At 76.3% G+C, this 26139-nt stretch carries 24 protein-coding genes and 1 riboswitch; of the genes, 14 read left to right on the top strand and 10 right to left on the bottom strand.

Features of this window, described 5'->3' with window-relative positions; genetic code table 11:
• The first annotated feature begins 99 nt into the window (after window positions 1-99).
• The 3 genes from ACZ462_RS23070 to ACZ462_RS23060 are packed head-to-tail and all read left to right on the top strand — an operon-like array spanning window position 100 to window position 4398.
• The gene (locus ACZ462_RS23070) at window positions 100-933 is read left to right on the top strand and encodes a M55 family metallopeptidase (RefSeq protein ID WP_467804700.1); all 834 of its coding nucleotides are present in this window, start codon (window positions 100-102) and stop codon (window positions 931-933) included.
• A complete protein-coding gene (locus tag ACZ462_RS23065; RefSeq protein WP_467804702.1) occupies window positions 926-2320 on the top strand; it encodes a M20/M25/M40 family metallo-hydrolase in 1395 nt (464 codons plus the stop codon). The genes ACZ462_RS23070 and ACZ462_RS23065 overlap by 8 nt, the downstream gene beginning before the upstream one ends.
• The gene (locus tag ACZ462_RS23060) at window positions 2320-4398 is read left to right on the top strand and encodes a S9 family peptidase (RefSeq protein WP_467804703.1); all 2079 of its coding nucleotides are present in this window, start codon (window positions 2320-2322) and stop codon (window positions 4396-4398) included. Before ACZ462_RS23065 ends, ACZ462_RS23060 begins: the two co-directional genes overlap by 1 nt.
• A gap of 33 nt (window positions 4399-4431) precedes the next feature.
• Here ACZ462_RS23060 and ACZ462_RS23055 read toward each other — a convergent pair whose 3' ends face one another.
• On the bottom strand, window positions 4432-5142 hold the full coding sequence (locus tag ACZ462_RS23055) for a hypothetical protein (protein ID WP_467804704.1): 711 nt from the start codon (window positions 5140-5142) through the stop codon (window positions 4432-4434).
• Between the two features lie 34 nt (window positions 5143-5176).
• Between ACZ462_RS23055 and ACZ462_RS23050 the strand changes: the two genes are divergently transcribed.
• From ACZ462_RS23050 to ACZ462_RS23030, 5 genes are all read left to right on the top strand, one after another.
• Entirely contained in the window at window positions 5177-5815 is a 639-nt protein-coding gene (locus ACZ462_RS23050) for a GNAT family N-acetyltransferase (RefSeq protein ID WP_467804705.1), read from the top strand.
• A gap of 4 nt (window positions 5816-5819) precedes the next feature.
• On the top strand, window positions 5820-6731 hold the full coding sequence (locus ACZ462_RS23045; RefSeq protein WP_467804707.1) for an arginase family protein: 912 nt from the start codon (window positions 5820-5822) through the stop codon (window positions 6729-6731).
• A 156-nt stretch (window positions 6732-6887) separates the two neighbouring features.
• Complete coding sequence (locus ACZ462_RS23040) at window positions 6888-7460, top strand: TIGR03086 family metal-binding protein (protein WP_467804708.1); 573 nt, start codon at window positions 6888-6890, stop codon at window positions 7458-7460.
• 110 nt (window positions 7461-7570) lie between these two features.
• A complete protein-coding gene (locus ACZ462_RS23035) occupies window positions 7571-8788 on the top strand; it encodes an aminotransferase class I/II-fold pyridoxal phosphate-dependent enzyme (RefSeq protein WP_467804790.1) in 1218 nt (405 codons plus the stop codon).
• 145 nt (window positions 8789-8933) lie between these two features.
• Window positions 8934-10049 carry an MBL fold metallo-hydrolase gene (locus ACZ462_RS23030; RefSeq protein WP_467804709.1) on the top strand — a complete coding sequence of 372 codons (1116 nt, stop codon included), beginning with the start codon at window positions 8934-8936 and terminating at the stop codon, window positions 10047-10049.
• Between the two features lie 181 nt (window positions 10050-10230).
• Here the strand turns inward: ACZ462_RS23030 and ACZ462_RS23025 are convergent, their stop codons facing one another.
• Both ACZ462_RS23025 and ACZ462_RS23020 read right to left on the bottom strand, forming a co-directional pair.
• Window positions 10231-10884 (bottom strand): DedA family protein, encoded by a 654-nt coding sequence (locus tag ACZ462_RS23025; RefSeq protein ID WP_467804710.1) that lies wholly within the window; start codon window positions 10882-10884, stop codon window positions 10231-10233.
• Window positions 10881-11657 carry an MBL fold metallo-hydrolase gene (locus ACZ462_RS23020; RefSeq protein ID WP_467804711.1) on the bottom strand — a complete coding sequence of 259 codons (777 nt, stop codon included), beginning with the start codon at window positions 11655-11657 and terminating at the stop codon, window positions 10881-10883. The genes ACZ462_RS23025 and ACZ462_RS23020 overlap by 4 nt, the downstream gene beginning before the upstream one ends.
• Before the next feature lie 138 nt (window positions 11658-11795).
• On the opposite strand from ACZ462_RS23020, the gene ACZ462_RS23015 reads away from it, so the two are divergent.
• From ACZ462_RS23015 to ACZ462_RS23005, 3 genes are all read left to right on the top strand, one after another.
• Window positions 11796-12200, top strand: a complete 405-nt coding sequence (locus ACZ462_RS23015; RefSeq protein WP_467804712.1) for a recombinase family protein — start codon at window positions 11796-11798, stop codon at window positions 12198-12200.
• A 223-nt stretch (window positions 12201-12423) separates the two neighbouring features.
• Window positions 12424-14550, top strand: a complete 2127-nt coding sequence (locus ACZ462_RS23010; RefSeq protein ID WP_467804713.1) for a phage holin family protein — start codon at window positions 12424-12426, stop codon at window positions 14548-14550.
• A 72-nt stretch (window positions 14551-14622) separates the two neighbouring features.
• On the top strand, window positions 14623-16035 hold the full coding sequence (locus ACZ462_RS23005; protein WP_467804715.1) for an amino acid permease: 1413 nt from the start codon (window positions 14623-14625) through the stop codon (window positions 16033-16035).
• Between the two features lie 82 nt (window positions 16036-16117).
• On the opposite strand, the gene ACZ462_RS23000 is transcribed toward ACZ462_RS23005, so the two are convergent.
• Complete coding sequence (locus ACZ462_RS23000; protein ID WP_467804716.1) at window positions 16118-17734, bottom strand: RNA polymerase sigma factor; 1617 nt, start codon at window positions 17732-17734, stop codon at window positions 16118-16120.
• A gap of 284 nt (window positions 17735-18018) precedes the next feature.
• A riboswitch (ZMP/ZTP riboswitch) is annotated at window positions 18019-18133 on the top strand.
• A 29-nt stretch (window positions 18134-18162) separates the two neighbouring features.
• Between ACZ462_RS23000 and ACZ462_RS22995 the strand changes: the two genes are divergently transcribed.
• Entirely contained in the window at window positions 18163-19035 is an 873-nt protein-coding gene (locus tag ACZ462_RS22995) for a bifunctional 5,10-methylenetetrahydrofolate dehydrogenase/5,10-methenyltetrahydrofolate cyclohydrolase (RefSeq protein WP_467804717.1), read from the top strand.
• A 58-nt stretch (window positions 19036-19093) separates the two neighbouring features.
• Here the strand turns inward: ACZ462_RS22995 and ACZ462_RS22990 are convergent, their stop codons facing one another.
• The 4 genes from ACZ462_RS22990 to ACZ462_RS22975 all read right to left on the bottom strand — a co-directional run bounded on the left by ACZ462_RS22990 (window position 19094) and on the right by ACZ462_RS22975 (window position 23653).
• The gene (locus ACZ462_RS22990; protein ID WP_467804719.1) at window positions 19094-20338 is read right to left on the bottom strand and encodes an MAB_1171c family putative transporter; all 1245 of its coding nucleotides are present in this window, start codon (window positions 20336-20338) and stop codon (window positions 19094-19096) included.
• Window positions 20335-21861 (bottom strand): NAD(P)/FAD-dependent oxidoreductase, encoded by a 1527-nt coding sequence (locus ACZ462_RS22985; RefSeq protein WP_467804720.1) that lies wholly within the window; start codon window positions 21859-21861, stop codon window positions 20335-20337. The genes ACZ462_RS22990 and ACZ462_RS22985 overlap by 4 nt, the downstream gene beginning before the upstream one ends.
• A 134-nt stretch (window positions 21862-21995) precedes the next feature.
• On the bottom strand, window positions 21996-22556 hold the full coding sequence (locus ACZ462_RS22980) for a toxin-antitoxin system, toxin component (RefSeq protein WP_114054990.1): 561 nt from the start codon (window positions 22554-22556) through the stop codon (window positions 21996-21998).
• Complete coding sequence (locus ACZ462_RS22975; protein WP_467804722.1) at window positions 22553-23653, bottom strand: hypothetical protein; 1101 nt, start codon at window positions 23651-23653, stop codon at window positions 22553-22555. Before ACZ462_RS22975 ends, ACZ462_RS22980 begins: the two co-directional genes overlap by 4 nt.
• 321 nt (window positions 23654-23974) lie before the next feature.
• Here ACZ462_RS22975 and ACZ462_RS22970 point away from each other — a divergent pair, with 321 nt between their 5' ends.
• On the top strand, window positions 23975-24403 hold the full coding sequence (locus ACZ462_RS22970; protein ID WP_467804723.1) for a hypothetical protein: 429 nt from the start codon (window positions 23975-23977) through the stop codon (window positions 24401-24403).
• Here the strand turns inward: ACZ462_RS22970 and ACZ462_RS22965 are convergent.
• Window positions 24389-25201 carry a helix-turn-helix domain-containing protein gene (locus ACZ462_RS22965; protein ID WP_467804725.1) on the bottom strand — a complete coding sequence of 271 codons (813 nt, stop codon included), beginning with the start codon at window positions 25199-25201 and terminating at the stop codon, window positions 24389-24391. The genes ACZ462_RS22970 and ACZ462_RS22965 overlap by 15 nt on opposite strands.
• Before the next feature lie 148 nt (window positions 25202-25349).
• Here ACZ462_RS22965 and ACZ462_RS22960 point away from each other — a divergent pair, with 148 nt between their 5' ends.
• Window positions 25350-25655, top strand: coding sequence for a 4a-hydroxytetrahydrobiopterin dehydratase (locus ACZ462_RS22960; protein ID WP_467804726.1), 306 nt, complete (start codon window positions 25350-25352; stop codon window positions 25653-25655).
• 30 nt (window positions 25656-25685) lie between these two features.
• Here ACZ462_RS22960 and ACZ462_RS22955 read toward each other — a convergent pair whose 3' ends face one another.
• A complete protein-coding gene (locus tag ACZ462_RS22955) occupies window positions 25686-26138 on the bottom strand; it encodes an RICIN domain-containing protein (RefSeq protein WP_467804727.1) in 453 nt (150 codons plus the stop codon).
• Window position 26139 lies beyond the last annotated feature (1 nt).

The raw sequence follows: 26139 nt of genomic DNA, 5'->3' as shown, positions 1-26139 counted from the left end.
GGCCGCGGCGGCCCCGGAGGGCTAGGCTGGACGCCTGCGCGGGCGGGCGGGCCGCCCGGTCAGCCGGCGCCGCGCGCAGCCGACCGCCCAGGGGGCCCGATGAAGATCCTCGTCTCGGCCGACATGGAAGGCGCCACCGGCGTCACCTGGCCCGCCGACGTCCTGCCCGGCACTCCCCAGTGGGAGCGCTGCCGACCGATGTTCACCTCCGACGTGAACGCGGCCGTCCTCGGCTTCTTCGACGGCGGGGCCGACGAGGTGCTCGTCAACGAAGCACACTGGACCATGCGGAACCTGCTCCTCGAACAGCTCGACGAGCGGGCCGAGATGCTCACCGGCCGCCACAAGTCCCTCTCCATGGTGGAGGGCGTCCAGCACGGCGACGTCGACGGCATCGCCTTCGTCGGCTACCACTGCGGCGCCGGCTCCGAGGGCGTCCTCGCCCACACCTACCTCGCCAACTCCCTCACCGGCGTCTGGCTCGACGGCGTCCGCGCCAGCGAGGGCATGCTCAACGCCCGCGTCGTCGCCGAGTTCGGCGTTCCCGTCGTCCTCGTCACCGGCGACGACCTGACCTGCGCCGACGCCGCCGGGTACGCCCCGGACGCGCTGACCGTCGCCGTCAAGGACCACGTCTCCCGGTACGCCGCCGTCTGCCGCACCCCCGCCCGCACCGCCGCCGACATCCGGGCCGCCGCCAAGGCCGCCGCCGCCCTGGCCGTCCGCCGCGACCCGGTCCGCCGCGGCCCCCACACCGTGGAGATGGAGTTCGACGCGGAGCACCTGGCGATGGCCGCCACCGTCGTCCCCGGCGTCGAACGCGCCGGCGAGCGCAGGGCCGCGTACACCAGTGGGACGATGTACGAGGGGATCCGCACGTTCAAGGCGGTCACGACGGTCGTCTCCGCGGCCGTGGAGGAGCAGTATGGCTGACATGCCCGCTGTCACCCCCCAGTGCCCGGCCGCGCACACCCCGGCCGCGGAGCCGCCGGTCGAGGAGTCCCCGGTCGACCGGACCGCCCTCGACGAGGCCGTCGCCTTCACCTCGGACCTCATCCGCATCGACACCTCCAACAGGGGAGGCGGCGACTGCCGCGAGCGCCCCGCCGCCGAGTACGTCGCCGAGCGCCTCGCCGCGGCGGGCCTGGAGCCCGTCCTGCTGGAGCGCACCCCGGGCCGCACCAACGTCGTGGCCCGCATCCGCGGCAGCGACCCCGGCGCGGACGCCCTCCTCGTCCACGGCCACCTCGACGTGGTGCCCGCCGACCCCGCCGAGTGGAGCACCGACCCCTTCTCGGGGGAGGTCCGCGACGGGGTCGTGTGGGGCCGCGGCGCCGTCGACATGAAGAACACGGACGCCATGGTCCTGGCCGTGGTGCGCGCCTGGGCCCGCGCCGGCGCCGCCCCCCGCCGGGACATCGTCCTCGCGTACACCGCCGACGAGGAGGACAGCGCCGTCGACGGGGCGGGCTACCTCGCCGACCGCCACGCCGGCCTCTTCGAGGGCTGTACGGAGGGGCTCGGCGAGTCCGGGGCCTTCACCGTGCACAACGGCCCCCGCCAGCCCCTCTACCCGATCGCGGCCGGCGAACGCGGCACCGCCTGGCTCAAGCTGACCGCCCGCGGCACGACCGGGCACGGCTCGAAGCCCAACCCCGCCAACGCCGTCAGCCGGCTCGCCGCCGCCGTGGCCAGGATCGGCGAGCACACCTGGCCCGTCCGCCTCACCGACACCGTCGCCGCCTGCATCACGGAACTCGCCGCCCTGCAGGGCCTCCAGGTCGACCCGCGCGCCCGCGGCACCGACCTCGACGAGCTGCTGCACAAGCTCGGCCCGGCCGCGGCGCTCGTCGAGGCGACCCTGCGCAACAGCGCCAACCCGACCATGATGAGCGCCGGCTACAAGGTCAACGTCATCCCCGGCACCGCCACCGCCTACGTCGACGGCCGCACGCTGCCCGGCGGCGAGCAGGAGTTCCTCGCCACCCTGAACGAGCTGACCGGGCCCGACGTCGCCTGGGAGTTCCACCACCGCCAGCCCGCCCTCCAGGCACCCGTCGACAACCGGACGTTCGCCGTTCTGCGCGAGTCCGTCGAGCGCTTCGCACCCGACGGGCGGGTCGTCCCCTTCTGCATGGCCGGCGGCACCGACGCCAAGCAGTTCTCCCGCCTCGGCATCGCCGGCTACGGCTTCTCCCCGCTCAGACTCCCGCCCGGCTTCGACTACTGGTCCCTCTTCCACGGCGTCGACGAGCGCGTCCCGGTCGACGCCCTGCACTTCGGCGTCCGCGTCCTCGACCGCGCGCTGCGGACCCTGTGATGGGCGCCGCCCGGGAGGACCCCCCGGCCGCAGCCCCGCACGCCGCAGCCCCGCAGGCCGCCCCCGTCCGGGAGCAGCCGTACGGCAGCTGGCCCTCGCCCATCGACGCCGCTCTCGCCGCCTCCCTCGACGGCCGCCCCGAATACCTCGGCACCCTCGGCGGCGAGGTCTGGTGGACCGAGCCGCGCCCCGCCGAAGGCGGCCGCCGCACCCTGGTCCGGCGCCCCGCCGCCGGCGGCCCGCCCCGCGCGGCCCTGCCCGCCCCGTGGAACGTCCGCAGCGCGTTCACCGAGTACGGCGGCCGCCCCTGGGCGGGTGCCGAGCGGCCCAGCGGCGGCCCGCTCCTCGTCTTCGTCCACTTCGCCGACCAGCGCCTGTACGCCTGCGAGCCGGACGCGCCCGGCGGCCCCGCCCCCCGCCCCCTCACCCCGCCGTCCCCGCCCGGCCGCCCCCTGCGCTGGGCCGACCCGGTCCTGCGCGGCGGCGAGGCCTGGTGCGTCCTGGAGGAGTTCACCGGGCCCGCACCCACCGACGTCCGCCGCGTCCTGGCCGCCGTACCGCTGGACGGGTCGGCGGCCGGGGACCGCTCCCGCGTGCGGGAACTCACAGACGACCGGCACCGCTTCAGCACCGGGCCGCGCCTGTCGCCCGACGGCCGGCACGCGGTGCGGCTGGTCTGGGACCACCCCCGGATGCCCTGGGACGGCACCGAGGCGGAACTCTCCCGGATCACCGACGACGGCACCCTCGCCGACCCGCGCACCGTCCTCGGCGGCCCGGACGAGGCCGTCGCCCAGGTCGACTGGGCGCAGGACGGCACCCTGCTCGCGGTCAGCGACCGCAGCGGCTGGTGGAACCCGTACCGCGTCGACCCGGAGACCGGCGCGGCGGTGAACCTGTGCCCGCGGGAGGAGGAGTTCGGGGGCGCGCTGTGGCGGCCGGGGCTGAACTGGCTCGTCCCGCTGCCCGGGGCCGGCACGCGCACCGGCGGTCCGGCGGGCGGCCTCGTCGCCGTCCTGCACGGGCAGGGCTCCTGCGTCCTCGGCGTGCTGGACCCCGAGACCGGCGACCTCGTCGACGCCGCCGGGCCGTGGACGGCCTGGCAGCCGACGCTGGCCGCGCACGGCGACCTCGTGTACGGGGTCGCGGCCAGCCCCCGCACCGCCTACGAGGTGGTCGAGCTGGACACGCGCACCGGCCACGCCCGGGTGGTGGGTGCGCAGGCCCCCGCCCCGGTGGACCCGGCCTACTACCCGGAGCCGCAGACCCGCACGTTCCTCGGCCCGGACGACCGGGAGATCCACGCCCACGTCTACCCGCCGTACCATCCCGCGCGGCGGGCCCCCGCCGACGAGCTGCCGCCGTTCGCGGTGTGGGCGCACGGCGGCCCCACCGAGCACGTCCCGCCCGTCCTCGACCTGCACATCGCCTACTTCACCTCCCGCGGCATCGGAGTCGTCGAGGTCAACTACGGCGGCTCCACGGGCTACGGGCGCGCCTACCGGGAGCGGCTGCGCGAGCAGTGGGGCGTGGTCGACGTGGAGGACTGCGCGGCCGTGGCCCGGGCGCTCGCGGACGAGGGGACCGCGGACCCGGCCCGCCTCGCCATCCGCGGCGGCAGCGCGGGCGGCTGGACGGCCGCGGCGTCGCTGGCCTCGACGTCCCTGTACGCCTGCGCGGCGATCCGCTACCCGGTCCTGGACCTGCGCGGCTTCGCGGAGGAGACCCACGATCTGGAGTCCCGCTACGTCGAGGGGCTGGCCGGGCCGCCGCAGACCCTCGCCGTGGTCTGCCGGGAGCGCTCGCCCGTGGCCCGCGCCGACCGGATCACCGCCCCGTTCGTGCTGCTCCAGGGTCTGGACGACGCGGTGTGCCCGCCCGCGCAGGCGGAGCGGCTGCTGGCGGCGCTGCGCGGCAGGTCGGTGCCGCACGCGTACCTGGCCTTCGAGGGCGAGGGGCACGGGTTCCGCCGGGCGGAGACGATGGTCCGGGCGCTTGAGGCGGAACTGTCGCTGTACGCGCAGGTGTTCGGCATCGAGCGGACGGACGTGCCGCGGCTGCGGCTGGAGGCGGACTGACGGCGGCCCGCCGGCCCGCCCCGGCCGCGGTGCTCAGGCGGGGGAGTGCTGCCAGACGCGGAGCGGGCCCAGCGGGGCGAAGCCGTGCCGGGCGGCCGTCTCCAGGTCCTCCCCGCTCTCGTAGCCGACGACCGGAAGGCCGGGCCACAGGGCGGCGATCCGGTCGAGGGCGCCCGACCAGGCCTCGTCGGCGGGAACGCCCCCGGCCGTGAACACGTTGGAGATGCCGGCCACCCCGGCGGCCGCGCTCGCGACGGCCCCGGCGGCGATCCGGCCGTCGCCGGTCCGGCCCGCCAGGAAGGCGATGCCGTCCGTGAGCAGCCCGGGGCGGAAGAGGCCGGCCGGCTCCCCGCCGCTCCAGGCGGCCTCCCACCGCGCCAGTTCGGCGGGGCTGCCGGCCCGGGACCAGTGCAGGGAGCCGGGGCCGGCGGGCGGCCCGGCCGGGCGGTGGATCCACTGCGCCTCGAACAGCACCTCGAAGCCGGCGGGGGCCAGGTCGAGGACGGCGAAGGAGTCCTTGACCGAGCAGCCCGGCGCGTCCGTGTCGACGGCGGCGGCCAGCTCGGCGGCCGAGGCGCCGCGGGCCAGGGCCACGGCGTCCGGATAGTACGGCGGCGTGCGGCGCGGGCTGGTCCAGGCGTCGGCGGTGAAGGCGCCGCCGGGGCAGACCGCGGCGCACCACTCGGCGTTGTTGCGGACGGCGGCTTCCAGCAGCCCGCCGCCCGCGGGGGAGTAGGTGATCACAGCGGGATCCTGCCACGGCAACTACGCTGCGGGGATGCCGTTTTCCCCGTACCTCGTCGAAGGAGACCGGGTCGCGCTGCGGTCCTACCGGGCCGCCGACGGGCCCGAGTTCACCGCCCGCGTGCGCGAGAGCCGCGGACTGCACCACCCGTGGCTGTTCCCGCCGGACACGCTGGAGGCGTACGAGCCGTACGCGGCGCGGCTGTCCGGCGGCGACGGCGGCCGGGTCGGGTTCCTGGTGTGCGAGCGGGCGTCCGGCGCCATCGCCGGCTTCGTCAACGTCAACAACATCGTCCGCGGGTCCTTCCGGTGCGGGGCCCTGGGGTACGGGGCGTTCGCGCACGCCGCGGGACGCGGGCTGCTCGGCGAGGGCCTCGACCTGGTCCTCGCCCACGCCTTCGCCCCCCTCGCCGGCGGCGCCCCGGAGGGCGACGCGCGCGACACGGCGGGCCGGTCCGGCGCGGCCGGTCTCGGGCTGCACCGCCTGGAAGCCAACATCCAGCCGGGCAACACCGCCTCCATCGGGCTCGTCCGCAGCCGCGGCTTCCGACTGGAGGGCTTTTCCCCGGACTTCCTCCTCGTCGACGGAGCCTGGCGCGACCACGAGCGCTGGGCGATCACCGCGGGGGCCGCAGGGGCCTCTGGTCCGGGCGCCCGCAATGGCGCAGGATGATCCCATGCGAAGCCTCGTCCTGCTCGACGCACCCTCCAACCTCGGCCTGCGGCCGCCCACACCGGGCACCGTGCCCGGCGTGTACAAGCTGGCCGGCGCCCTGCGCGAGCAGGGCCTGCTGAGCCGGCTCGGCGCCCGGGAGGGCGGCGTCGTGGTGCCGCCCCGCTACGACCGGGGCGACTGGCGGGTGGGCGACGGCGTCTTCCACGCCGGGCCGCTCGCCGCGTACACCGTCGCCCTCGCCGACCGCATCGAGAAGCACCTCGCGGCCGGCGAGTTCCCGATCGTCCTCGGCGGCGACTGCTCCATCCAGCTGGGCGCCTCCCTGGCGCTGCGCCGGCTCGGCCGGTACGGGCTGGCGGCCATCGACGGCTCGGCCGACTTCCGCCACCCCGGCAACGAGGCCGTCAACGGGCCCGTCGGCGCGGCCGGCGGCGAGGAGCTCGCCCTCGCCACCGGCCGCGGCCAGGCCGACCTCACCGACCTGGAGGGCCGGGGCCCGTACCTGCGGGAGGAGGACGTCCGCCTCTTCGGGCTGCGCGACGGCGACGCCGACCTCCCCGAACTGCGCGCCGCCGGCATCCGCACCGCCACCGTCGGCGACATCCGCGCCCGCGGCGCCGCGGCCGCGGCCCGGGCGGCGCTGGGCGGACTGCACCCGCCCGTCACCGCCGGCTTCTGGGTGCATTTGGACGCCGACGTCCTCGACCCCTCGGTGATGCCCGCCGTCGACAGCCCCGATCCCGACGGCCTGCTCCCCGCCGAACTGGCCGACCTGCTGCGGGTCCTGATCGGCTCCCCGCGCTGCGTCGGACTCAACGTCACCATCTACGACCCCGACCTGGACCCCGACGGCCGGGCCGGCGCCCTCCTCGCGGACCTCGTCGTGGGGGCGTTCGCACAGCAGTCCGGGTGACGGCCGGCGCGTCCTGACGGCCCGCCCTCCCCGCCCCCGCGCTCGTCCGCCTCACGGGACGGGGATCCCGGAATGCGGACGCGGTGTGGCAGGCCGCACCGGGGGCGAGGAGAGTGGGCCCCGGGGGCGTCGGGCCGCGTCGGAGGCGGTGGGAGCATGCCGGAGCCACTCCTCGAACAGCACGCCGAGGCGCTCCGGCTCTTCGGAGCGCGGGTCCGCGCCGTGGCGGCCCGCCAGTGGGGCCTGCCCACGCCCTGCACCGAGTGGAGCGTGCGCGACCTCGTCAACCACGTCACCGCCGAACAGCTGTGGGTGCCTCCGCTGGTCACGGAGGGCTGCACCGTCGCCGAAGTCGGCGACCGCTTCGTCGGCGACGTCCTCGGCGACGACCCCGCCGCCGCCTGGGAACGGGCCGCGCGGGCGGCCCACACGGCCTTCGCCTCCCCCTGGGCGCTGGAGCGGATCGTCTCCCTCTCCTACGGGCCCTCGAAGGCGGCCGCGTACTGCGCGGAACTCACCGCCGACTGCGTCGTCCACGCCTGGGACCTCGCGCGCGCCGTCGGAGGCGACGACCGGCTGCCCGCCGGACTCGTCCGGTTCGCCCTCGACGAGATCACCCCGTACGCCGACGGGCTCGCCGCCGGAGGCATGTACAGGCCCCCGCTGGAGCCCCCGCCGGGCGCGGACGACCAGACCAGGCTCCTCGCCCTCACCGGCCGCAAGGCATGAGTGCGCCGGGTGCCCGCCCACAACAGGCGCATCCCGGCGATCGACCGTATAAAGGGCAGGGTCGAGCGGGGCAGCCTACGCGACGGGGAAGGCAGGGCGACGTGGCCGGGATGCAGCGCACCGCGGAAGGCCGGGGCCCGGTCCGGTTCGGGCCGCCCGCGCCGGCGCCCGGCCTGCCGGTGCTGCCCGAACTCACCGACGTCCTCGCCGCGGCCGCGGCCCGCTCGGACCCCGAGCCGCCCGGCGGCGCCCCGCACCTGCTGGAGGCGGCCGCCCGGCACTGGCAGCGGCGCGGCCTCCCCACCGCCCCCGACGAGGTCGCCGCCGGGCCCGGAGCGCCCGCGCTGCTGCTCGCGCTGCTCGGCGCGCACGGCGGCGACGTGATGCTGCCCCGGCCCTGCCCCGCCTGGTGGACCCCGCAGATCCGGCTGCTGGGGCGCCGCGCCTACCACGTGCCGACCCCGGCCGAGTGCGGCGGCGTACCGGACCCGTACGCCCTGCTGGAGACGGTGCGCCGGGTGCGCGCGGAAGGCGGCGACCCGCGGGTGCTGCTGCTGTCCGTCGCCGACGACCCGACCGCGACCGTACCGCCGCCCGAGCTGCTGCGGGAGGCCTGCGAGGCCGCCGAGTCCGCCGGGCTGTTCGTCGTCAGCGACGAGACCTGGCGCGACACCGTGCACGTCCCGCACCGCACCCTCGTCCTCAATCCGGCCGAGATGCTGCCCGGCGGGGCCGCCGTCCTGCTGGACCTGTCGGGCGCCCTGCTGCCCGCCGGGTGGCCCGCCGCCGTGGCCCGCCTCCCCGGCACCCCGCGCGGCACCTGGCTGCGGGCCCGGACCCTCGACGTGCTCGCCGCGACGGGCGCGCTCGTCGCCGGGCCCGTCGCCGCCGCGGCCGCGCACGCCCTGGACGAGCCGCCCGCCGTCGCCGACCGGGCCCGCCGGGCCGCGGCCCTGCACGGCGCGGTCGCCGGCGCCGTCCACCGCACGCTCCTCGCCGCCGGGGCCCTCGCCCGGCCCCCGCAGGCAGGCCGCCACGTCTACGCCGACCTGGACCCGCTGCGCGCCGGCCTCGCCCGGCACGGCATCCGCGACGCGATGGAGCTGGAGGACTGGCTCGGCGCCCGGCTCGGCGCCCCCGCCCCGGGCGGGCAGCGCTTCGCCGACGACCTCGGGTCGCTCCGGGTCCGCCTGTCCACCGGCCCACTGCTCGGCGCCACCCCCGGCGAGCGCCTCGCCGCCCTCACCTCCCGCGACCCGCTCGCCCTGCCGGCCATACGCGCCTCCCTCGACCGCCTCGGCACGGTCCTCGCCGGGCCGCCGCCATGACCACGCCCCGCCCGTACGCCCGCACCCCGGCCCGCCCGCCGCGGAACGCCGGGCCGCGGGCCCCGGCACCCGGCCGACGCCCCGACCGCATCCCGACCGCCGACCGCCACGACGAGCCCCATCCGCCGTGAACGGAGACTTCCTGATGAGGGATCAGACCGGCGCTCCCCCCGCCGCCCCGCGCCGCCCCCCGCAGCCACCCGGCACCGCGCCGCATCCGGGATTCCGCCCCGCCCGGCCCACCGCGGAGCCGGATCCCGCACCGCGGCCGCCCGCCGGCCCCGCCCCCGCCCCGCCGGCCCCGCGCCCCCTCGGCGAGCGCCGCCTGTGGCCCCGCTCCTTCGCCGACCGGCTCACCACCCCGATGCCGGGCCTGCGCGCCTACGCCCGCCTCGCCCGCGAAGGCGCCTTCCGGCCCGGCCCCGACGGGCTGGCCGGCATCCCCGACCTGCCCTGCGCGCCGGCCCCGCTGCCCGTCCTGGCGCCCGGCACGTCCTGCGTCACCTGGGCCGGCCACGCCAGCTGGGTCGTGCGGACCGGCGGCCTGACCGTGCTCACCGACCCCGTCTGGTCGCGCCGTATCCTCGCCACACCCGCCCGCATGACGCCCGTCGGCGTCCCCTGGGAGGACCTCCCGCCGGTCGACGCCGTCGTCATCAGCCACAACCACTACGACCACCTCGACGCCCCCACCCTGCGCCGGCTGCCCCGGCACACCCCGCTCTTCGTGCCCGCCGGGCTCGGCCGCTGGTGCCGCCGCCGCGGCTTCACCCGCGTCACCGAGCTCGACTGGTGGGAGGCGGCCGAACTGGACGGCGTACGCTTCGACTTCGTCCCCGCCCACCACTGGTCCAAGCGCACCCTGCTCGACACCTGCCGCAGCCTGTGGGGCGGCTGGATCCTCACCGACACCCGCTCGCCGGCCCCGCACAAGCTGTACTTCGCCGGGGACACCGGCTACGGCCACTGGTTCTCCGAGATCGGCCGCCGCCATCCCGGCATCGACCTGGCCCTGCTGCCGATCGGCGCGTACGCCCCGCGCTGGTGGCTGCGCGACGTCCACGCCGACCCCGAAGAGGCCGTCCGGGCCTGCACCGACGTCGGGGCCCGCCGCATGGCGCCCATGCACTGGGGGACGTTCGTGCTCTCCGCCGAACCCGTCACGGAGCCGCTGGAGCGCGTCCGGGCCGCCTGGGACCGCGCCGGCCTCGCCCGCGAGGACCTGTGGGACCTGTCGATCGGCGCGTCCCGCTGCTGGTGACCCCGCCCCGTCCGGTCGGCCCGTACGCCGTGCCCGGCGCTCCCGGCCCGCCTGTGTACGGGATGCCCGGCCCGTACGCCTGCTCGGCCCGTACGCCCGCCCGTGGACTGCGGTGTTCCCCGGCCCCGTACGCCCGCCGCGGCTCCCGCAAGGCCACCCCGCGGATGTCACCCCGCGGATGTCACCCCGCGCCCCCGCCCCGCAGCCGCCGCCACAGCCCGGGCACCGCGCCCGCCAGCAGCGCCAGGACGACCGCGGCCACCACGCCCTGCCAGGGCTCCGCGAACAGCGACCCGCCGAGGATCCCGATGAGCCCGTACGCCGCCGCCCACGCCGCGCACGCGGGCGCGTCACCGCGCGCGAACCGGCGCAGCGGCCATTGGGCCAGCAGGCAGGCCGCCATCACCGGGATCCGGCCGGCCGGCACCAGCCGCGACACCACCAGCACCTGCACCCCCCGCCGCTCCAGGCCCGCCCGCGCCTGCTCCAGCCGCTCCGGCGCGGTCCGCGCCCGCAGCCGCTCCAACCCCCGCGACCCGCCCGGCGACCGCACCCCGCGCCCGCCCAGCCAGTACAGGGCCAGGTCCCCGGCGAACGCGGCCAGCGCGGCCACACCGATCACCAGCAGCACCCCCAGCGGCGGCGAGGACCGGTGGAACGCCACCACCGCCGCCGAACTCACCAGCGCCCCCGTCGGCACCACCGGAACCAGCGCTCCCAGAGCCACCAGCAGGAACAGCGCCGGATACCCCACCGCCTGCTCGGCGGTCTCCGCCGGCACCGCGCCCGCCGCCCGCACCCAGCCCCCGGCCGCCGCCGCGACACCGCCCCTCACGGGAACCGCACCCGCTCGCCGTGGCCCGGCACCCGGACCGCCGAACCCGGCGCCAGCCGCCCCGCCAGCCGGGCGAACTCCTGCCCCGGCGCATGGAACTCGTGCGGCCGCACCGCATCCATCCCGATCGGCCAGTACGTCCCGTAGTGCACCGGCACCGCCGCGGCCGGCGCCAGCGCCGCCAGCGCCCGCGCCGCACCCGCCGCGTCCAGATGCCCCGGCCCCAGGTACGGGCCCCAGCCGCCCACCGGCAGCAGCGCCACGTCGACCGGCCCCACCTCCCCTGCCATCGCCGCGAACAGGCCCGTGTCCCCGGCGAAGTACGTCCGCCCGGCGCCCTCCACCACGAAGCCCAGCGCCCGCACCCGCTGCGGCCCCCACGGCAGCCGCCGCCCGTCGTGCCGCGCGCTGACCGCCCGCACCCGCACTCCCCGCCCGATCCCGACGACATCCCCCGGCACCGCCTCCGTCACGGCGAGCCCGCGCGCCCCGGCCAACCGCGCCAGGCCCGGCACCGCCCGCAGCGCGCCCCCCGGCACCACCAGCCGCGTGCCGGGCGCGAGCCGGGCCAGGGACGGCAGGTGCAGGTGGTCGGCGTGCAGGTGCGACACCACCGCCACGTCCGCCACGGCCGCATCGGGCGGCGGCAGCACCCCGCGCCGCCGCCGCAGGTGCGCCAGCCGCGGTGCGAACAGCGGGTCCGTCAGCACCCGCACCCCGGAGTCCTCCACCGTGCAGGCGGCATGACCCCACCAGGTGATCTCCACCGGCACCCGGCCTCCCCGTCGCAGTCGCAGGCCCCCGCACCGAGACTAAGCCCGCCACCCGGAGCCTGCCCCGGCACGGCGCCCGCCGATCCGACCCCGCAGCCCCCTCCTCCACGGCCGCGGATCGGAGTAGGGTCGGGCGGCATGGATGAGCTGCGCGTGGCCGCGATCGCCAGCCTGGCCCCGCTCGAGGACCTCGACACCGACCCCTTCGCGGTCGACACCCGGAGCCAGCACGCCATGTGCGCCCGCTGGGCCGCCGACCAGGGGTACGTCGTCACGAAGGAGTTCCTCGTCTACGGGCTGCGCGCCGACCACTGCGGCCTGTGGTGCGACGTGGAGGCCGGCCAGGTCGACCTGTTCGTCGCCCCCAACCGCCGTGTGCTCGCCCGCGCCCTGAGCTCCGTGGAGGAGTTCGCCGCCGAGTGCCGGCGGCGCGGCGTCCGGCTGGAGACCGCCGGGCTCGACGAGCCGTACTACACCGCGGCGATGAAGGCGGAGGTGCACCGGCGGCTGTCCATGCCGACCGCCGGCTACGACGGCACCTGACGCCGACCGCACCCCGGCCCGCACCGGCCCGCCCTTTCGCGCCCCGCCGCCCGCGCCCCGCGCACACCCGCGCGGCCGTCGTCCGCTCCCGCCCGGCCGCCGCCAACGGGCCGCTCCCGCCCCGCCTGTGCGACGCTGGAGGCGGCGGCGGGGGACCGCGGCCGGGGCGCGGGCCCCCGCAGGGCCCGCGGCGCCGGCCGGGGGAGACACGAGGCGGTGCGGCGTGCGGCGAGGACGGTGGCGGACGGCGGGCGGCGCCGCGGTGCGCGTGCTCACCGTCTGGGCGGTCTCCACCCTGACGATGCTCGTCCTGGCCGGGATCCTGCCGGACTTCCGGCTCCAGTCCGGCGACGGCGCCAGCATCACGCAGGCCGGCCTCGCCGCGGCCTGGGGCGCGGGCGCCTTCGGCCTCCTGAGCGCGCTCGTGTGGCCCGTCCTCGTACGGGCCCTGCTGCTCGTACCGGCCCTCGTCCTCGGCCTGCTCGTCTTCTTCCTCAACGGCTCCCTGCTGCTGATGGCGCTCAGCCTGGTCCCCTCCGGGCAGGGCCAGGCCGCCCCCGAGACCGCGGTCGTCGTCGCGGCCGCCATGTCCGCCGTCGCCTCGGCCACCTCCACCGCCCTCGCGGTCCGCGACGACGAGGCCTACCGCAGGCGCCTGTACCGGCTCGCCGACCGCCGGCGGCGCCGGCAGCGCCGCGCGGCCGCGCCCGGCCGGGAGCCGCCGCCGGGCCTGCTCTTCCTCCAGCTCGACGGGGTGGGCTGCCGCGTGCTGCGCGAGGCGGCCGCGAGCGGCACGATGCCGACGGCCGCGGCCTGGCTGGCCGCCGGCCACCGCGTCATGCCCTGGCGCACCGACTGGTCCAGCCAGACCGGCGCCAGCCAGCTCGGCATCCTGCACGGAACCACCCACGACGTGCCGGCGTTCCGCTGGTACGAGAAGGACACCGGCGAGGTGATGGTCTGCAACCGGCCCACCAGCGCCGCGGAACTCCAGCGTCGGGCCGTCGCCCGCACCGGCGACGGCGGGCTCCTCGCTCTCGACGGGGCCAGCCGGGGCAACCTGTTCACCGGCGGCGCCGACCAACTCGCGCTGGTGCTGTCGGTGTCGGCCCGCCGCGGACGTGCCAACCGCGCCGGCTACTTCGCGTACTTCTCCGACCCGGCCAACGCCGTCCGCACCGCGCTGTCCTTCACCGCCGAAGTCGGGCGCGAGATCGGCCAGTCGGTGCGGGCGAGGCTGCGCGGCGACCGGCCCCGCGTGTCCCGGGGCGGCCTGTACCCGCTGATCCGGGCCTTCGCGACCGTCGTCGAGCGGGACGTCGTCGTGGCCGCCGTCATCGGCGACATGCTCGCCGGCCGGGCCGCCGTCTACGCCGACCTCGTGGGCTACGACGAGGTCGCCCACCACTCGGGCCCGCGCGGGCGCGACACCGACCGGGTCCTGGCCCGACTGGACCGCAGCCTGGCCCTGATCGCGCGCGTCGCCGAGCACGCCCCGCGCGCCTACCGGATCGTGCTGCTGTCCGACCACGGGCAGAGCCCGGGGGAGACCTTCCTCGGCCGGTACGGCCTCACCCTCAAGGACCTGGTCCGGGCCGGCTGCGGACTGCCCGTCCCCCGCCGGGCGGGCCGCACCCCGAGCGGCGCCGAGGCCCGCGCCGCCGTCCTCGCGGCCCTGCACCGGCCCGTCGAGGAGGGCGAGGAGGCCCGGCGGCCCGGCCGCACCGACCCGGTCGTGCTGGCCTCGGGGAACCTGGCGGTGATCTCCTTCCCCGACGTGCCCGGCCGGGCCACCCGGGAGTGGATCGAGCGCTCCCACCCCGCCCTCCTGCCGACCCTCGCCAACCATCCCGGCATCGGCTTCCTGCTGGTCGACGGCCACGTCCTGGGACCCGGAGGCGCCTGCGCCCCGGTGTCCGACCCCGGCGCCGTGCAGGAGCTGCTCGCCGCGTACGGGCCGGGCGCGGCCGAGGCGGTCCGCCGCACCGACGCCTTCCCGCACGTCCCCGACATCATGGTCAACTCGGCGTACGACCCGGCCACCGGGGAGGTGCACGCCTTCGAGGAGCAGATCGGATCCCACGGCGGCCTGGGCGGGGAGCAGGGGCAGGCCTTCCTGATGTGGCCTGCGGACCTGCCGGACCCGGAGCCCGGACTGGTCGGCGCCGAGGCCGTGCACCGGGTCCTGCGGGGCTGGCTGCGGGAGGCGGACGGGCCGCAGGTCCCGATCGGCCCGGCCGCGCCGGCGAAAGCGGAGGATGCGCCACCGCCGAAGGATCCGCGGCCGCAGGCGCCGCCACACGGAATCCTTCCGCCCGCAGGGGTGCCCGTGCCGGACGAAAGCCGTTGATTTGGCGGCGCGGGCGGTGTGCCGCAGCATGTGTCGACCTGTCCGGCATGTGAAACACCCGAGGCGCGACCCGTGAGCACCACCCCTGCCATAACCCCGCCCGCCCCGACCGCGGCCCCCGGATCCCCGGCCGCCGAGGCCCGCGAGACCGACGGGGGGAGCGGGGGCCCGCACGCCCGCCGCTTCGGCCTCCCCATCGCGACCTGCCTGGTCATGGGGAACATCATCGGCGGCGGGATCTTCCTCCTGCCCGCCTCGGTGGCCCCCTTCGGCACCATCAGCCTCGTCGCCTTCGGCATCCTCACCCTCGGCGCGATCGCCCTCGCCCTGGTCTTCGGCCGCCTCGCCGAGCGCCTCCCCCACACCGGCGGCCCCTACGTCTACGCACGGGCCGCGTTCGGCGACTTCGCCGGCTTCCTCGCCGCCTGGACGTACTGGATCACCTCCTGGGTCTCCAACGCGGCCCTCGCCGTCGCCTCCGTCGGCTACCTGTCCGTCCTCTTCCCGGCCGTCGGCGACCACACCTGGTCGATGTGCCTGGCCGCCCTCGCCGTGCAGTGGCTGCCCGCGCTCGCCAACCTGGCCGGCACCCGCTGGGTGGGCACCGTCCAAGTCGTCGCGACCGTCCTGAAGTTCGCCCCGCTGCTGCTCGTCGCCGTCGGCGGCCTGTTCTTCTTCGACCCCGCCAACCTCGGCCCGTTCCAGGCCACCGGCCAGAGCCCCGTCGGCGCGCTGTCCGCCTCCGCCGCCATCCTGCTCTTCAGCTACCTCGGCGTGGAGTCCGCCGCCGTCAGCGCCGGCGAGGTCCGCGACCCGGCCCGCAACGTCGGCCGCGCCACCGTCCTCGGCACCATCGGCGCCGCCGTCGTCTACCTCCTGGGCACCCTCGCCGTCTTCGGCCTCGTCGCCCACGACCGGCTCGTCTCCTCCGAGGCGCCCTTCACCGACGCCGTGAACGCCATGTTCGGCGGCACCTGGGGCGGCACCGTCGTCGCCTGCGCCGCCGTCGTCTCCATGCTCGGCGCCCTCAACGGCTGGACCCTGCTCAGCGCCCAGACACCGTACGCCGCCGCCAAGGACGGCCTCTTCCCGAAGGCCTTCGAGACCAAGCGGCGCGGCGTGCCCGTCACCGGCGTCGTCGTCACCGTCCTGCTGGCCTCCGCCCTGACCGTCTACAACTACACGGCCGGCTCCGCGGGCGTCTTCGAGAGCCTCGTCCTGATCACCACCTTCACCGCGACCGTCCCCTACCTGCTCTCCACCGCCGCGCAGATCCACCTGCTGCTCACCGGCCGCTCCGAGCAGGTACACCGCGGCCGGCTCGTCCGCGACGGCGCCGTCGCCGCCCTCGCCTTCGCCTTCTCCATGTGGCTGGTGGCGGGCGCCGGATACGCCGCCGTCTACCAGGGCGTCCTCTTCCTCTTCGCGGGCGTCCCCGTCTACGCCGTGATGGCCGCCAGGAAGTCCCGCGCGACGGCCTCCTGAGCGCCCCCACCCCAAGCCGAAGGGCCCGGCAAACCCCCGAGGGGGTCGCCGGGCCCTTGCGTGCGCGCCGGTGCCGCCGTGACTAGTCGAGGTAGTCGCGCAGGACCTGGGAGCGGGACGGGTGGCGCAGCTTCGACATGGTCTTCGACTCGATCTGGCGGATGCGCTCGCGGGTGACCCCGTACACGCGGCCGATCTCGTCGAGGGTCTTCGGCTGGCCGTCGTTCAGGCCGTACCGCATGGACACGACACCCGCCTCGCGCTCGGACAGCGTGCCCAGGATGGACTGGAGCTGCTCCTGCAGGAAGGTGAAGGACACCGCGTCGGCCGGGACGACCGCCTCGGAGTCCTCGATGAGGTCGCCGAACTCGCTGTCGCCCTCCTCGCCCAGCGGGGTGTGCAGGGAGATCGGCTCACGGCCGTACTTCTGGACCTCGATGACCTTCTCCGGGGTCATGTCGAGCTCCTTGCCCAGCTCCTCCGGCGTGGGCTCGCGGCCGAGGTCCTGGAGCATCTGCCGCTGCACACGGGCGAGCTTGTTGATGATCTCGACCATGTGGACGGGGATGCGGATGGTGCGCGACTGGTCGGCCATGGCGCGGGTGATCGCCTGCCGGATCCACCACGTCGCGTACGTGGAGAACTTGAAGCCCTTGGTGTAGTCGAACTTCTCCACGGCGCGGATCAGGCCGACGTTGCCCTCCTGGATCAGGTCCAGGAAGAGCATGCCGCGGCCCGTGTACCGCTTGGCCAGCGAGACCACGAGGCGGAGGTTGGCCTCCAGCAGGTGGTTCTTCGCCCGGCGGCCGTCCTCGACGAGGATCTCCAGCTCGCGCCGGTACGCGGGCTTGAGGTCCTCCTCCTCTTCGAGCTTGTACTCGGAGAACAGGCCGGCCTCGATCCGCTTGGCGAGCTCGACCTCCTGCTCGGCGTTGAGCAGCGGCACCTTGCCGATCAGCTTCAGGTAGTCCTTGACCGGGTCGGCGGTGGCACCGGCCACCATCACCGTCTGCGCCGGGGCGTCGTCCTCGTCCTCGTCGGACAGCACGAAGCCCTGGCCGCTCGCCGGGGTCTCCTCCTCGACCTCGTCGACGAGCTCCTCGGTCGCCCAGTCCTCGCCCTCGACGGCCGGGTTCTCGGCGTCGTCGGCGTCCTTCGCGGTGGTCTTCTTCGCCGTCGTCTTCTTGGCGGCCGTCTTCTTCGCGGCGGCCTTCTTGACCGTCCGCTTCTTCGGCTCGGCGGCGGCAGCGGCCGCCGGGGCCTCGGCGGCGTCGGCCGGCGAAGCCGATATCGCCGCCGCCGGGGCGGCAGCGGCGGCCGCGGCGGAGGCCGCCGTCGCGGCGGCGGCGGCCGCGGCGGTCGCGGCCTTGCTCCGCGCGCCGATCGGCCGCGGCGCGGCCACGGCCTTCTTCGTCACGGTCCGGGCGGGGGCGGAGGCAGCCTTGCGGGGCTTCTTCGCGGCAGCCTTCGTGGCGGGGGCCGCGCTGACGTGGAGGGCGACACCCTCCTCGTCCAGGACCTGGTTCAGGCTGCGCAGGACCCGCTTCCACTGGTCCACCGGGATGCGGCCGGCCTCGAAGGCCTGGCGCACGTCGTCACCGTTGATGTGACCCTGCTCGCGGCCGCGCTCGACGAGAGCGACCAGGGCCTCCGATTCGGCGATCTCCGGAGGGAACGTACGGGACGGGCTGAGCGACACAAGGAGCCTCTCGTTGCGAACAGACAGGAAGTGGGCGGGACATCATCGCGCGGACTCGGGAAACAGACCCGACGGGGTCTGTATTCCGGGCCGCGCGAGGACACCTGTCGGTTCATCGCCTGCCCGAGTCGATTCGTTACGCGCTGAATTGAGTGAGCTGCGCCACGCTGTGTGCGGGCAACCTTTCGCCCGCAGAACCGTCCGCGCCACTCGCCCGCAAACCCTTCCCCGCCACCCGGCCGCGGAACCGGGCTCGGGCGGCCGTCCGCCGTTCGACTACAGTGGTCGCGGGCCGTGACTGGCGTTCGGGTGGATCACCACCGGGGAGCGGCCCGGCGTACGACCGTACGCCCGTGCGTACCCCGCGTACGCCGACTGCCGCGCGCCTGGGCGAACCGCGATCCCGCAGCGACGCCCAGGAGACCCCTATGACGACTGCCCAGACCGCCCGGCTCATGGACGGCACCGCCCTCGCCCGCCGCATCTCCGAGCAGACCGCCCTCCACGCCGCGAACCTCGCCCGGCGCACCGGAACCGCCCCCTGCCTGGCGACCGTGCTGGTCGGCGAGGACCCCGCCTCCGTCACCTACGTCCGGATGAAGCAGAACCGCTGCGCCAAGGCCGGCATCACCTCCCGGCACGTGGCGCTGCCCGCGGAGACGACGACCGAGGAGCTCGTCGCCACCATCACCGCCCTCTCCGAGGACCCGGAGATCAGCGGCATCCTGCTCCAGCACCCGGTGCCGCACCACATCGACGAGCGCGCCGCCTTCGAGGCCATCGCCCCCGGCAAGGACGTCGACGGCGTCACCATGCACTCCTTCGCCGCCATGGGCTTCGGCCTGCCCGGCTTCGTCTCCTGCACCCCCGGCGGCATCATGCGCCTGCTCGCCGCGTACGACGTCGACCTGACCGGCAAGCACGCCGTCGTCGTCGGCCGCAGCGCCATCCTCGGCAAGCCCGCCGGCATGCTGCTGCTGGAGCAGAACGCCACCGTCACCTACTGCCACTCCCGCACCAAGGACCTGTCCTCGATCGTCCGGCAGGCCGACGTCCTGGTCGCCGCCGTCGGCAAGGCCGAGTTCATCCGCGGCGACGACATCAAGCCCGGCGCCGTCGTCCTGGACGCCGGCTACAACGAGGGCAACGTCGGCGACGTCCACTTCGAGTCCGCCGCCGCCCGCGCCTCCCTGATCACCCCCGTGCCCGGCGGCGTCGGCCCGATGACCATCGCCGTCCTGCTGGAGCAGACCGTGCAGGCCGCCGCCGCCCAGGCCGGCCTCGCCCTCGCGGACCTCTGACCGCCGCGGGCCGCTGCCGCGCCCGCACCCCCCGTACCGCCGGAACGCCCCGGATCCCTCACCCCGGGGCGTTCCGGCCTTCCCGCGCCCGGGGAGCAGTCTCCGGTTCCGCCGGCGCGCGCCGCACCGCAGCCACGATCGGCGAGGAGCTGAACTCCCGGGCCAGCTCCGCCAGCGGCCGCGAATCCAGCCGGTGGGGGTCGTCGGGCCCCCGGTCCGCCGGCTCCCGGTGCTCCCCGACGCACCCCGCCATGTCGGCGGCGGCACGCCTGCGCACGGCAGCCGCGAGCATCGCCGCGTCCGCCACGACCGATGCCTGCGGCTCCCCGATCCCCTCGGCGCGCGCGGCCTCGTACGCCGTGAGCCGCACCCCGGGGTCGAACCAGCAGCCCAGCGCCAGGATCCCGTCGTCGATGACCGACTCGCGGTGGATCAGCCGGATCCCGATCGGGGACCACCAGGTCAGCGGCACCGTCATCACGCTCGGGGAGGCGAAGCCCCGCAGCTCCTTCCACAGCGGGCGCAGCGTCCGGTAGCGGCTGTAGTCCCGCCAGGCGGGCGAGCCGCCGACCAGCGGGACGATGAACCCCGAGCCCACCATCAGCGCCGCCGCCGCCGCGAACGGCGGGGCCACGTACGTCGACAGCGCGTCCCAGTCGCGGCCCGCCCAGCGCGCGCCGACCGCCGCCCACTTCGAGACCAGGTAGCACAGATCGAGGACCCCGCCCAGCACGATCAACGCCAGCCCGGTGCGCAGCGGACGCAGCCGGCGCAGCGAGGGGCCCACCCGCCGCAGCCACTTCCAGCACAGCACCGTCATCGCCGAACTGGCCGCCGTGTGCGCCAGCAGGTAGGAGACGATCATCTCGCGGACCCACGGCGTGTTCGCGTAGTACGTGTCGAGGTCCCGCAGCCGCTCGACGGGCGCCTCGCCCTGGACGAACAGCAGCACGATCAGCAGCGTGACCGCCCCGAACACGGCGACCGTCAGCCGCGTGGCCCGCCGCACCGCCGCCGGCGGCCCGCCGCTCCAGTGCAGCACCAGCACGACGCACGACCCCGAGAACGCCGTCAGCGCCCCGTACACCAGAGGCGCCGAGAAGTTGGTGATCCCGGTGAGGCGGTTGACCGCCGCGATCGTCGGGGGCGCCGCCAGGAACATCACGAGGCAGCCGGCGAACAGCACCGCGCACACCGCCCGCATCAGCGGCTGGTCCCAGCCGCGCCGCAGTGTCGGCGCCTTGATCAGCAGCGCCAGGATCATCACCGACCCCGGCACGTAGAGGATGAGCCCGTCCGTCATCGGGCCCGGCCGGCACGGCCCACCGGATCGACCGGGTCCACGGGGCCGGCGGCTTCGGCTTCGGCTTCGGCGTCGGCGCGGTCCGCGGGCCGGGAGGGCTCCGCGGCCCGGACGGCCCGTACGGGGTCCGCGTCCAGCCCCGCGACGGCCCGCTCCGCGGCCGTCAGCGGCGGGGCCTTCAGCGCCCCCCGGTCGGAGGCGCGCAGCACGTGCCACACCACCGACGGGCCCAGCCAGTGCGTCGGCGGACTGCTCATCGTGATGACCTGGAGGAACGCCGCCGTCAGCGCCTCCCGCGTGGTCGCCCCCGTCATCAGCCGGCTCACGTACGCGTTGAGCAGGCCCGTACCGGTCCGCGGCCGCATGCCCGTCGCCCCCGGGTACAGGATGTCCTGCGACGTCGCCAGCTCCCAGGCGGTCGCCACCTGCGGGGCCAGCGCCCGCTGCGCCTCCCGGCCGATCGACGGGTGGGCGAGCCCCTTGGCCCGCAGCAGCGCCCGTACCGCCAGCAGCCCTTGGGCGGCGACCGTCATGCCCTGCCCGTACAGCGGGTTGAAGGTGGCCACCGAGTCCCCGACCGCGAAGAACCCGTCGGGCAGGTCCGCCTTCTCGAAGTAGACGCGGCGGTTCGCGGTGCCCTGGGTGACGGCGACGTCCGTGAGCGGCCTGCGCCGTTCGAGGAGCTCGCCGACGATCGGGTCGCGGACGCTCTTGGCGAACGGGACGAACAGCTCCGGGTCCCCGGTCGGCTGCCCGCCTCGGGTCCCCGACAGCGTCGCCTGCCACCGGCCGCCCTCGACCGGCACGATCGTCGCGGTCCGGCCCGGGACGGGCACCCGCGGGTCCGACTGCACGTTGACGATGGGGAAGCCCCTCTCGTGCGCCCCCGGCGGCGCCTCGAACATCCGCGTCGCGTACACCAGCCCCGAGTCGACCTCCGCCTGCCGGATCCCGCCCACGCCGAGCTCCCGCAGCCACGCCCGGGAGCGCGAGCCGCGCCCGCTCGCGTCGACCACGAGGTCCGCGGTGACCAGCCGCCCCGCCGCCTCCGGGGTGTCGACGCGGACGCCGGTGACCCGCGCCGCCGTCCCCTCCAGGGCCCGCACCCGGCTCCGCTGGAGGGTCGCCACCCCGCGCAGGCCCGTCACCCGGGCGCGGACGACCGCGTCGAGGAGGTCCCGGCTGCACGAGATGGTGAACTGCTTCTCCCGGCACCGCGGGATCCAGCCCTGCGCCGTCATGGTGACCAGCTCGGCGGGCAGGCTGCGGCGCATCGCGCCCGCGGCGATCCACTCCTGCGTGATCCCCGGCAGGATCTTCTCGATCGCCCGCGCGCCGCCCGACCACAGGACGTGCACGTGCCGGGCCTGCGGAAGCCCGCGCCGCGGCACCGGGCCGTCGGGCAGCACGTCCGCGTCGATGATCGTGACCGTCGCGTGCTCGGCGAGCACGGCAGCGGCGAGGAGCCCGGCCATGCTGCCGCCGATGACGACGGCGTGGCGGGGCTGGGGGTAAGGGGCCATGGGGGCGCTGCTCTCTGTCGGGGCCGGCGGTCAGCGGCGCGGGGGGTGCGTCGGCGGCGTCGGCATCGGTGGCGGTACGGGGCGCGGCGCCTTGGGCCTGCGGCCTGCCGCGCCCTGCCTCACCGCGCCCTGCCTCACCGCGCCCATCCCAGCGCCGTTCCGATCCGCTCGATCTGCTCGCACTGCGCCTGCCGCGGCGGCTCCAGGAACCCCTTGAGGATCTTCCCGAGGTGCAGCCCGAACGTTTCGGCCCGGATCTCCGCCGGATCCTGCCGGTCCGCACGCGCGGCCGCCTGCCGTACGACACTCCCCAGCCCGGCCTGCGAGTTCAGCAGCTCCGCCAGGTCCCCGTGGCGGCCCGCGATCCGCGCGGCGACCGCCATGCCCGGGCCGTGGCTGTCACAGGTGCCCTCCTCCAGGTGCCACAGTTCGTGGCAGGCGATGACGAGCTGGTGCTCGGGCCGGGTCCGCTCCTCTATGACGAGCAGGTCGCGGTCGGCCATCTCCAGCCACAGCCCGCTGGCCGTGTCCGGCGGGAACCCGGCGAACCGGAAGTTCACCGGCCGGCCGCCGCGCCTGCGCCCGTACGCCGCGCACAGGCTCCCGATGATCGCGGCGGCGTCGGCCGGCGGGGCCAGGCGCACTCCCGCCAGCAGATCCGCGCCGAGCTTCCGCATGGTCCGTGTCGTCCTCATGGCAGTCCCCCCTCGGCAGCCTCTTCGCGGCCCCGCACCGTGCGGGCCGGGCCTTCCCCGCGTGCGCCCGGGATCCCGAGCCGGCCCTCGCGGGCCAGCAGGTCGTCCAGGTGGTCGCGCAGCGACTGCCGGCCCGCGGCGGAGAGCCGGCCGGCCCGCACGGCGATGCCCCGGACGTCGTGCGCCCGCAGGGCCCCCAGCATCGGGCCGGCCGCGTCCCCGCCGGCGGTCAGCAGCCCGTACTCGATCTCGGTGAGCGCGGCCGCCAGCGCCTCGGTGTCGTCCGCGAGGAGGAAGCCGCTGTCCACCCCGTAGAACCGCTGGATACCGGCGGCCGCGGCCAGGCTCGGCAGCCCCTCGCCGCGGGCGAGGCGGGTCAGCGACTGCCCCGACGCGTCGAAGGAGCGGGCGATCGCGTCGAGCGAGTGCGGCTGGCCGTCGGACCGCAGGCGGGTCCGCCGCAGGTGGGCGAAGCGCTGGTGGACCTGCTCCGGCAGCGGGAGCCGCGGCGGCCTGCCGTCGAGGGTCTGCGCGACGGCGTGCGGCGGCATGCCCGTCAGGTGGGAGAGGAGGTCCAGGTCGTCCGCTGCGCCGCCCGGCCCGACGAGGCCCACGGCCGACCCCGGGGGAGCGGCGGCGGTGGCGGCACCGGGGCAGGTGGACGACGCCACGGCCGCGACGGCCCGCTCCACCGCGCTCCGGCTGTCGGCGAGGAGAAAGCCCGCGTACACCCCGAAGAAGCGCTGCACCCCCGCCGCATGCCGTAATCGGGGCAGCCCGGTTCCGGCGTTCAGCGGGCCCAGAGACGCGCCGGGGGCGTCGAAGTCCTCGGCGATCGCGGCGAGCGGCCACTCCCGGCCCTGCCTGTCCCGCCGGGTGGCCCGCAGCCACCGGAACCGCCGGTGCACCCGCACGCACAGCGGCACCGCCGGCGCGGCACCCGCCAACACTGCCGGGATCACAGCCGGTTCGACCCCGCTCAGATGCCCGAGCCGCTCCACGTCGAGCACCTCGGCCGGATCCGCCCCCCGCTGCTCCGCCAGCACCGCGACGCGCTCCCAGGTCGCGGCGAGGTCGGGTCGGACAGCGGCATCCACCGTGTGGTTCTCCCTGCGTCGACAGGACGTTCGAGGGTCGATCGGTTGCAAGCAGCGTAGCCCGCGGGCCGCAAGAGGGGGATAAGAACCCAACGTTTCCTGCGCTCCACGTCAAAGAACGTTGGCCCCCGGCACCACCCCCCCCCCGGCCGCCCATGACTCGGGAGGTAATCGACCCCGCACCCGCCCGGCGGCACAGTGGGGGCATCGGACGGCGCGGGACGCGGGATGCGGCCGGGCCAGCCCGGTGCAGCGTCGGACGCCCCCGACGCCGGTCCGTTCCGCCCCACATCCCGCCGCCCCCTCGGAGGTTGATCCGCCGTGTCCGCAACCCTGGTCGCCGGAGTCGCCCGTACCGCGGTGCCGCAGACCGCCCTGCGCCGCTTCCTCGCCCTCGACGCCGCCGTAACCGGCGCCAACGGCCTCGCCTACGCCGCCTTCAGCGTCCCCCTCGGCCGGCTGCTCGGCGTGGGCGCGGACACGCTGTTCGGCCTCGGCCTCTTCCTCACCGCCTACGCCGCCGGCGTCGCCTGGCCGGCATCGCGGCGCCGGCCCCCGGCCGGGCCCGTCGTCCTCGTCATCGAGGCCAACTGCGCCTGGGCGGCGCTCAGCCTCGTCTCCCTGTTCCTGTGGGACGCCCCCACCGCCGCCGGGCTGGTGTGGGTCCCGGCGCAGGCGCTGACCGTCGCCGGCTTCGCCCTCCTCCAGCACCTGGCGCTGCGGGCCTGCGCCGCGTCAGAACGCCAGTGAACGCAGGTAGTCCGCCGTCGCCGGGTCGGCCGGGAGCATCGTCTCGATGGCCAGCTCGGCGACCGTCACGTCCATCGGCGTGTTGAACGTCGCGATCGACGACACGAAGGACAGCACCCGCCCCCCGTGCTCGATCACCAGCGGCAACGCGATGTTCGGGACCGGCACGCCGCCCCCCGCCGGCCCGGCGGCCCGCCCCTCCGGCACGGGATAGGCCGCGACCTCCTCGTACAGGGCCCGCAGCACCGGCGAGCGGGACAGCGCGATCTGCCGCTCCATCTGCGCCAGCAGGTGGCCCCGCCACTCCGGCAGGTTGCGGATCCGCGGCGCCAGCCCCTGCGGGTGCAGCGTGATCCGCATGGCGTTCAGCGGCGGCGCCAGGAGGTGCTCCGGCAGCCCCTCCAGCAGCATCAGCACGCCCCGGTTCGCCGCGACCACGCCGTACACCGCGTCCACGACGAGCGCCGGATACGGCTCGTACCCGGTCAGCAGCCGCTCCAGCCCCTCGCGCAGCGTCCCCATCGCCGGGTCCTCCAGCGGGGTCCGCGCGTACTGCGGCGCGTAACCTGCCGCCAGCAGCAGCGCGTTCCGCTCGCGGACGGGCACGTCGAGGCGGTCGGCGAGCCGGAGCACCATCTCCCGGCTGGGCGCGGACCGGCCCGTCTCGATGAAGCTGATGTGCCGCGCCGAAGAGTCCGCCCGGCCGGCGAGCTCCAGCTGGCTGATGCCGCGCAGCCGCCGCCAGGTGCGCAGCAGCTCCCCGACGGTACCGCCGCCCGCACGTGTCATGGTCGCCATGCACACGACGCTACCCCAGCGGCCCGGCGGGCGGCCCGGCCGAGGCGGCTCGCGCACCGGGGCGGCGCGGAGCCTTCCCTCCCGGCCGCCTTGTGGGAACCTTGACCCCACGTCAGGAGTTCGTCCCGGCAGGGGAAGGAGCACGCCGATGGCAGCAGAACCGCTTTCGCAGAAGGAGATCGAGGACCGGCTGCGGGAACTGCCCGGCTGGGCCTTCGAGGGCGACCGCCTCCACCGCACCTACCGGCTCGGCTCGCACGTCGCGGCGAGCGCCCTCGTCGTGCACATCGCCGCCGTGCAGGACGAACTCGACCACCACTCGGACCTCACCCTCGGCTACAACACCGTCCGCCTCTCGGTGAACACGCACAGCGCGGGCGACGCGGTCACCGAGTCCGACTTCGCGCTCGCCGAGCGCGTCGAGGCCCTGGCCCCGGCCCACGGCGCGCACTGACAGCCGGACCGCCGCCGCCCGGCCGGGCCCTCACGGGGACCCGGCACGCCCCGGAGGCTCGACCGGCTCCATACGCCACCACTGCGCTGGCGAGTCCGTGTCCTCGCCCTGCCGGGCGCGTCCCTCCCCGTCCGCCTCAAGCGACAGCCCGCTGATGCACGCCACGAGCGACACCACCCCCGGATCGTCGAGGTGCTCCTCGACGATCCACTCCTGCGCGCCGAACGCGTTCGGCCGCCACACCTGCACCCGCGCGCCGCTCTCCGTCGACGCGTTCGCCACGTCCAGCCGCCTGCCGTTGTGCACGCTCACCACATGGACGATCCCGCCGCCCCTGTGCACCGGCGACAGCCGCCACTGCCCGGCCGCCGCCGGCGCGGACGGGCCCTCCGGCCCCACCCCCACCGCCGTCCCGCCCTCCAGCCGCAGCAGCATCCCGCTCGCCACGTTGCGCACCCGGTACACCCCGTCCGGAACGGACAAG

The organism is Streptomyces sp. NPDC031121 (assembly GCF_055570615.1).
Note: the sequence above shows the minus strand (reverse complement) of the source record. Positions and strands in the feature narration are given on the sequence as shown.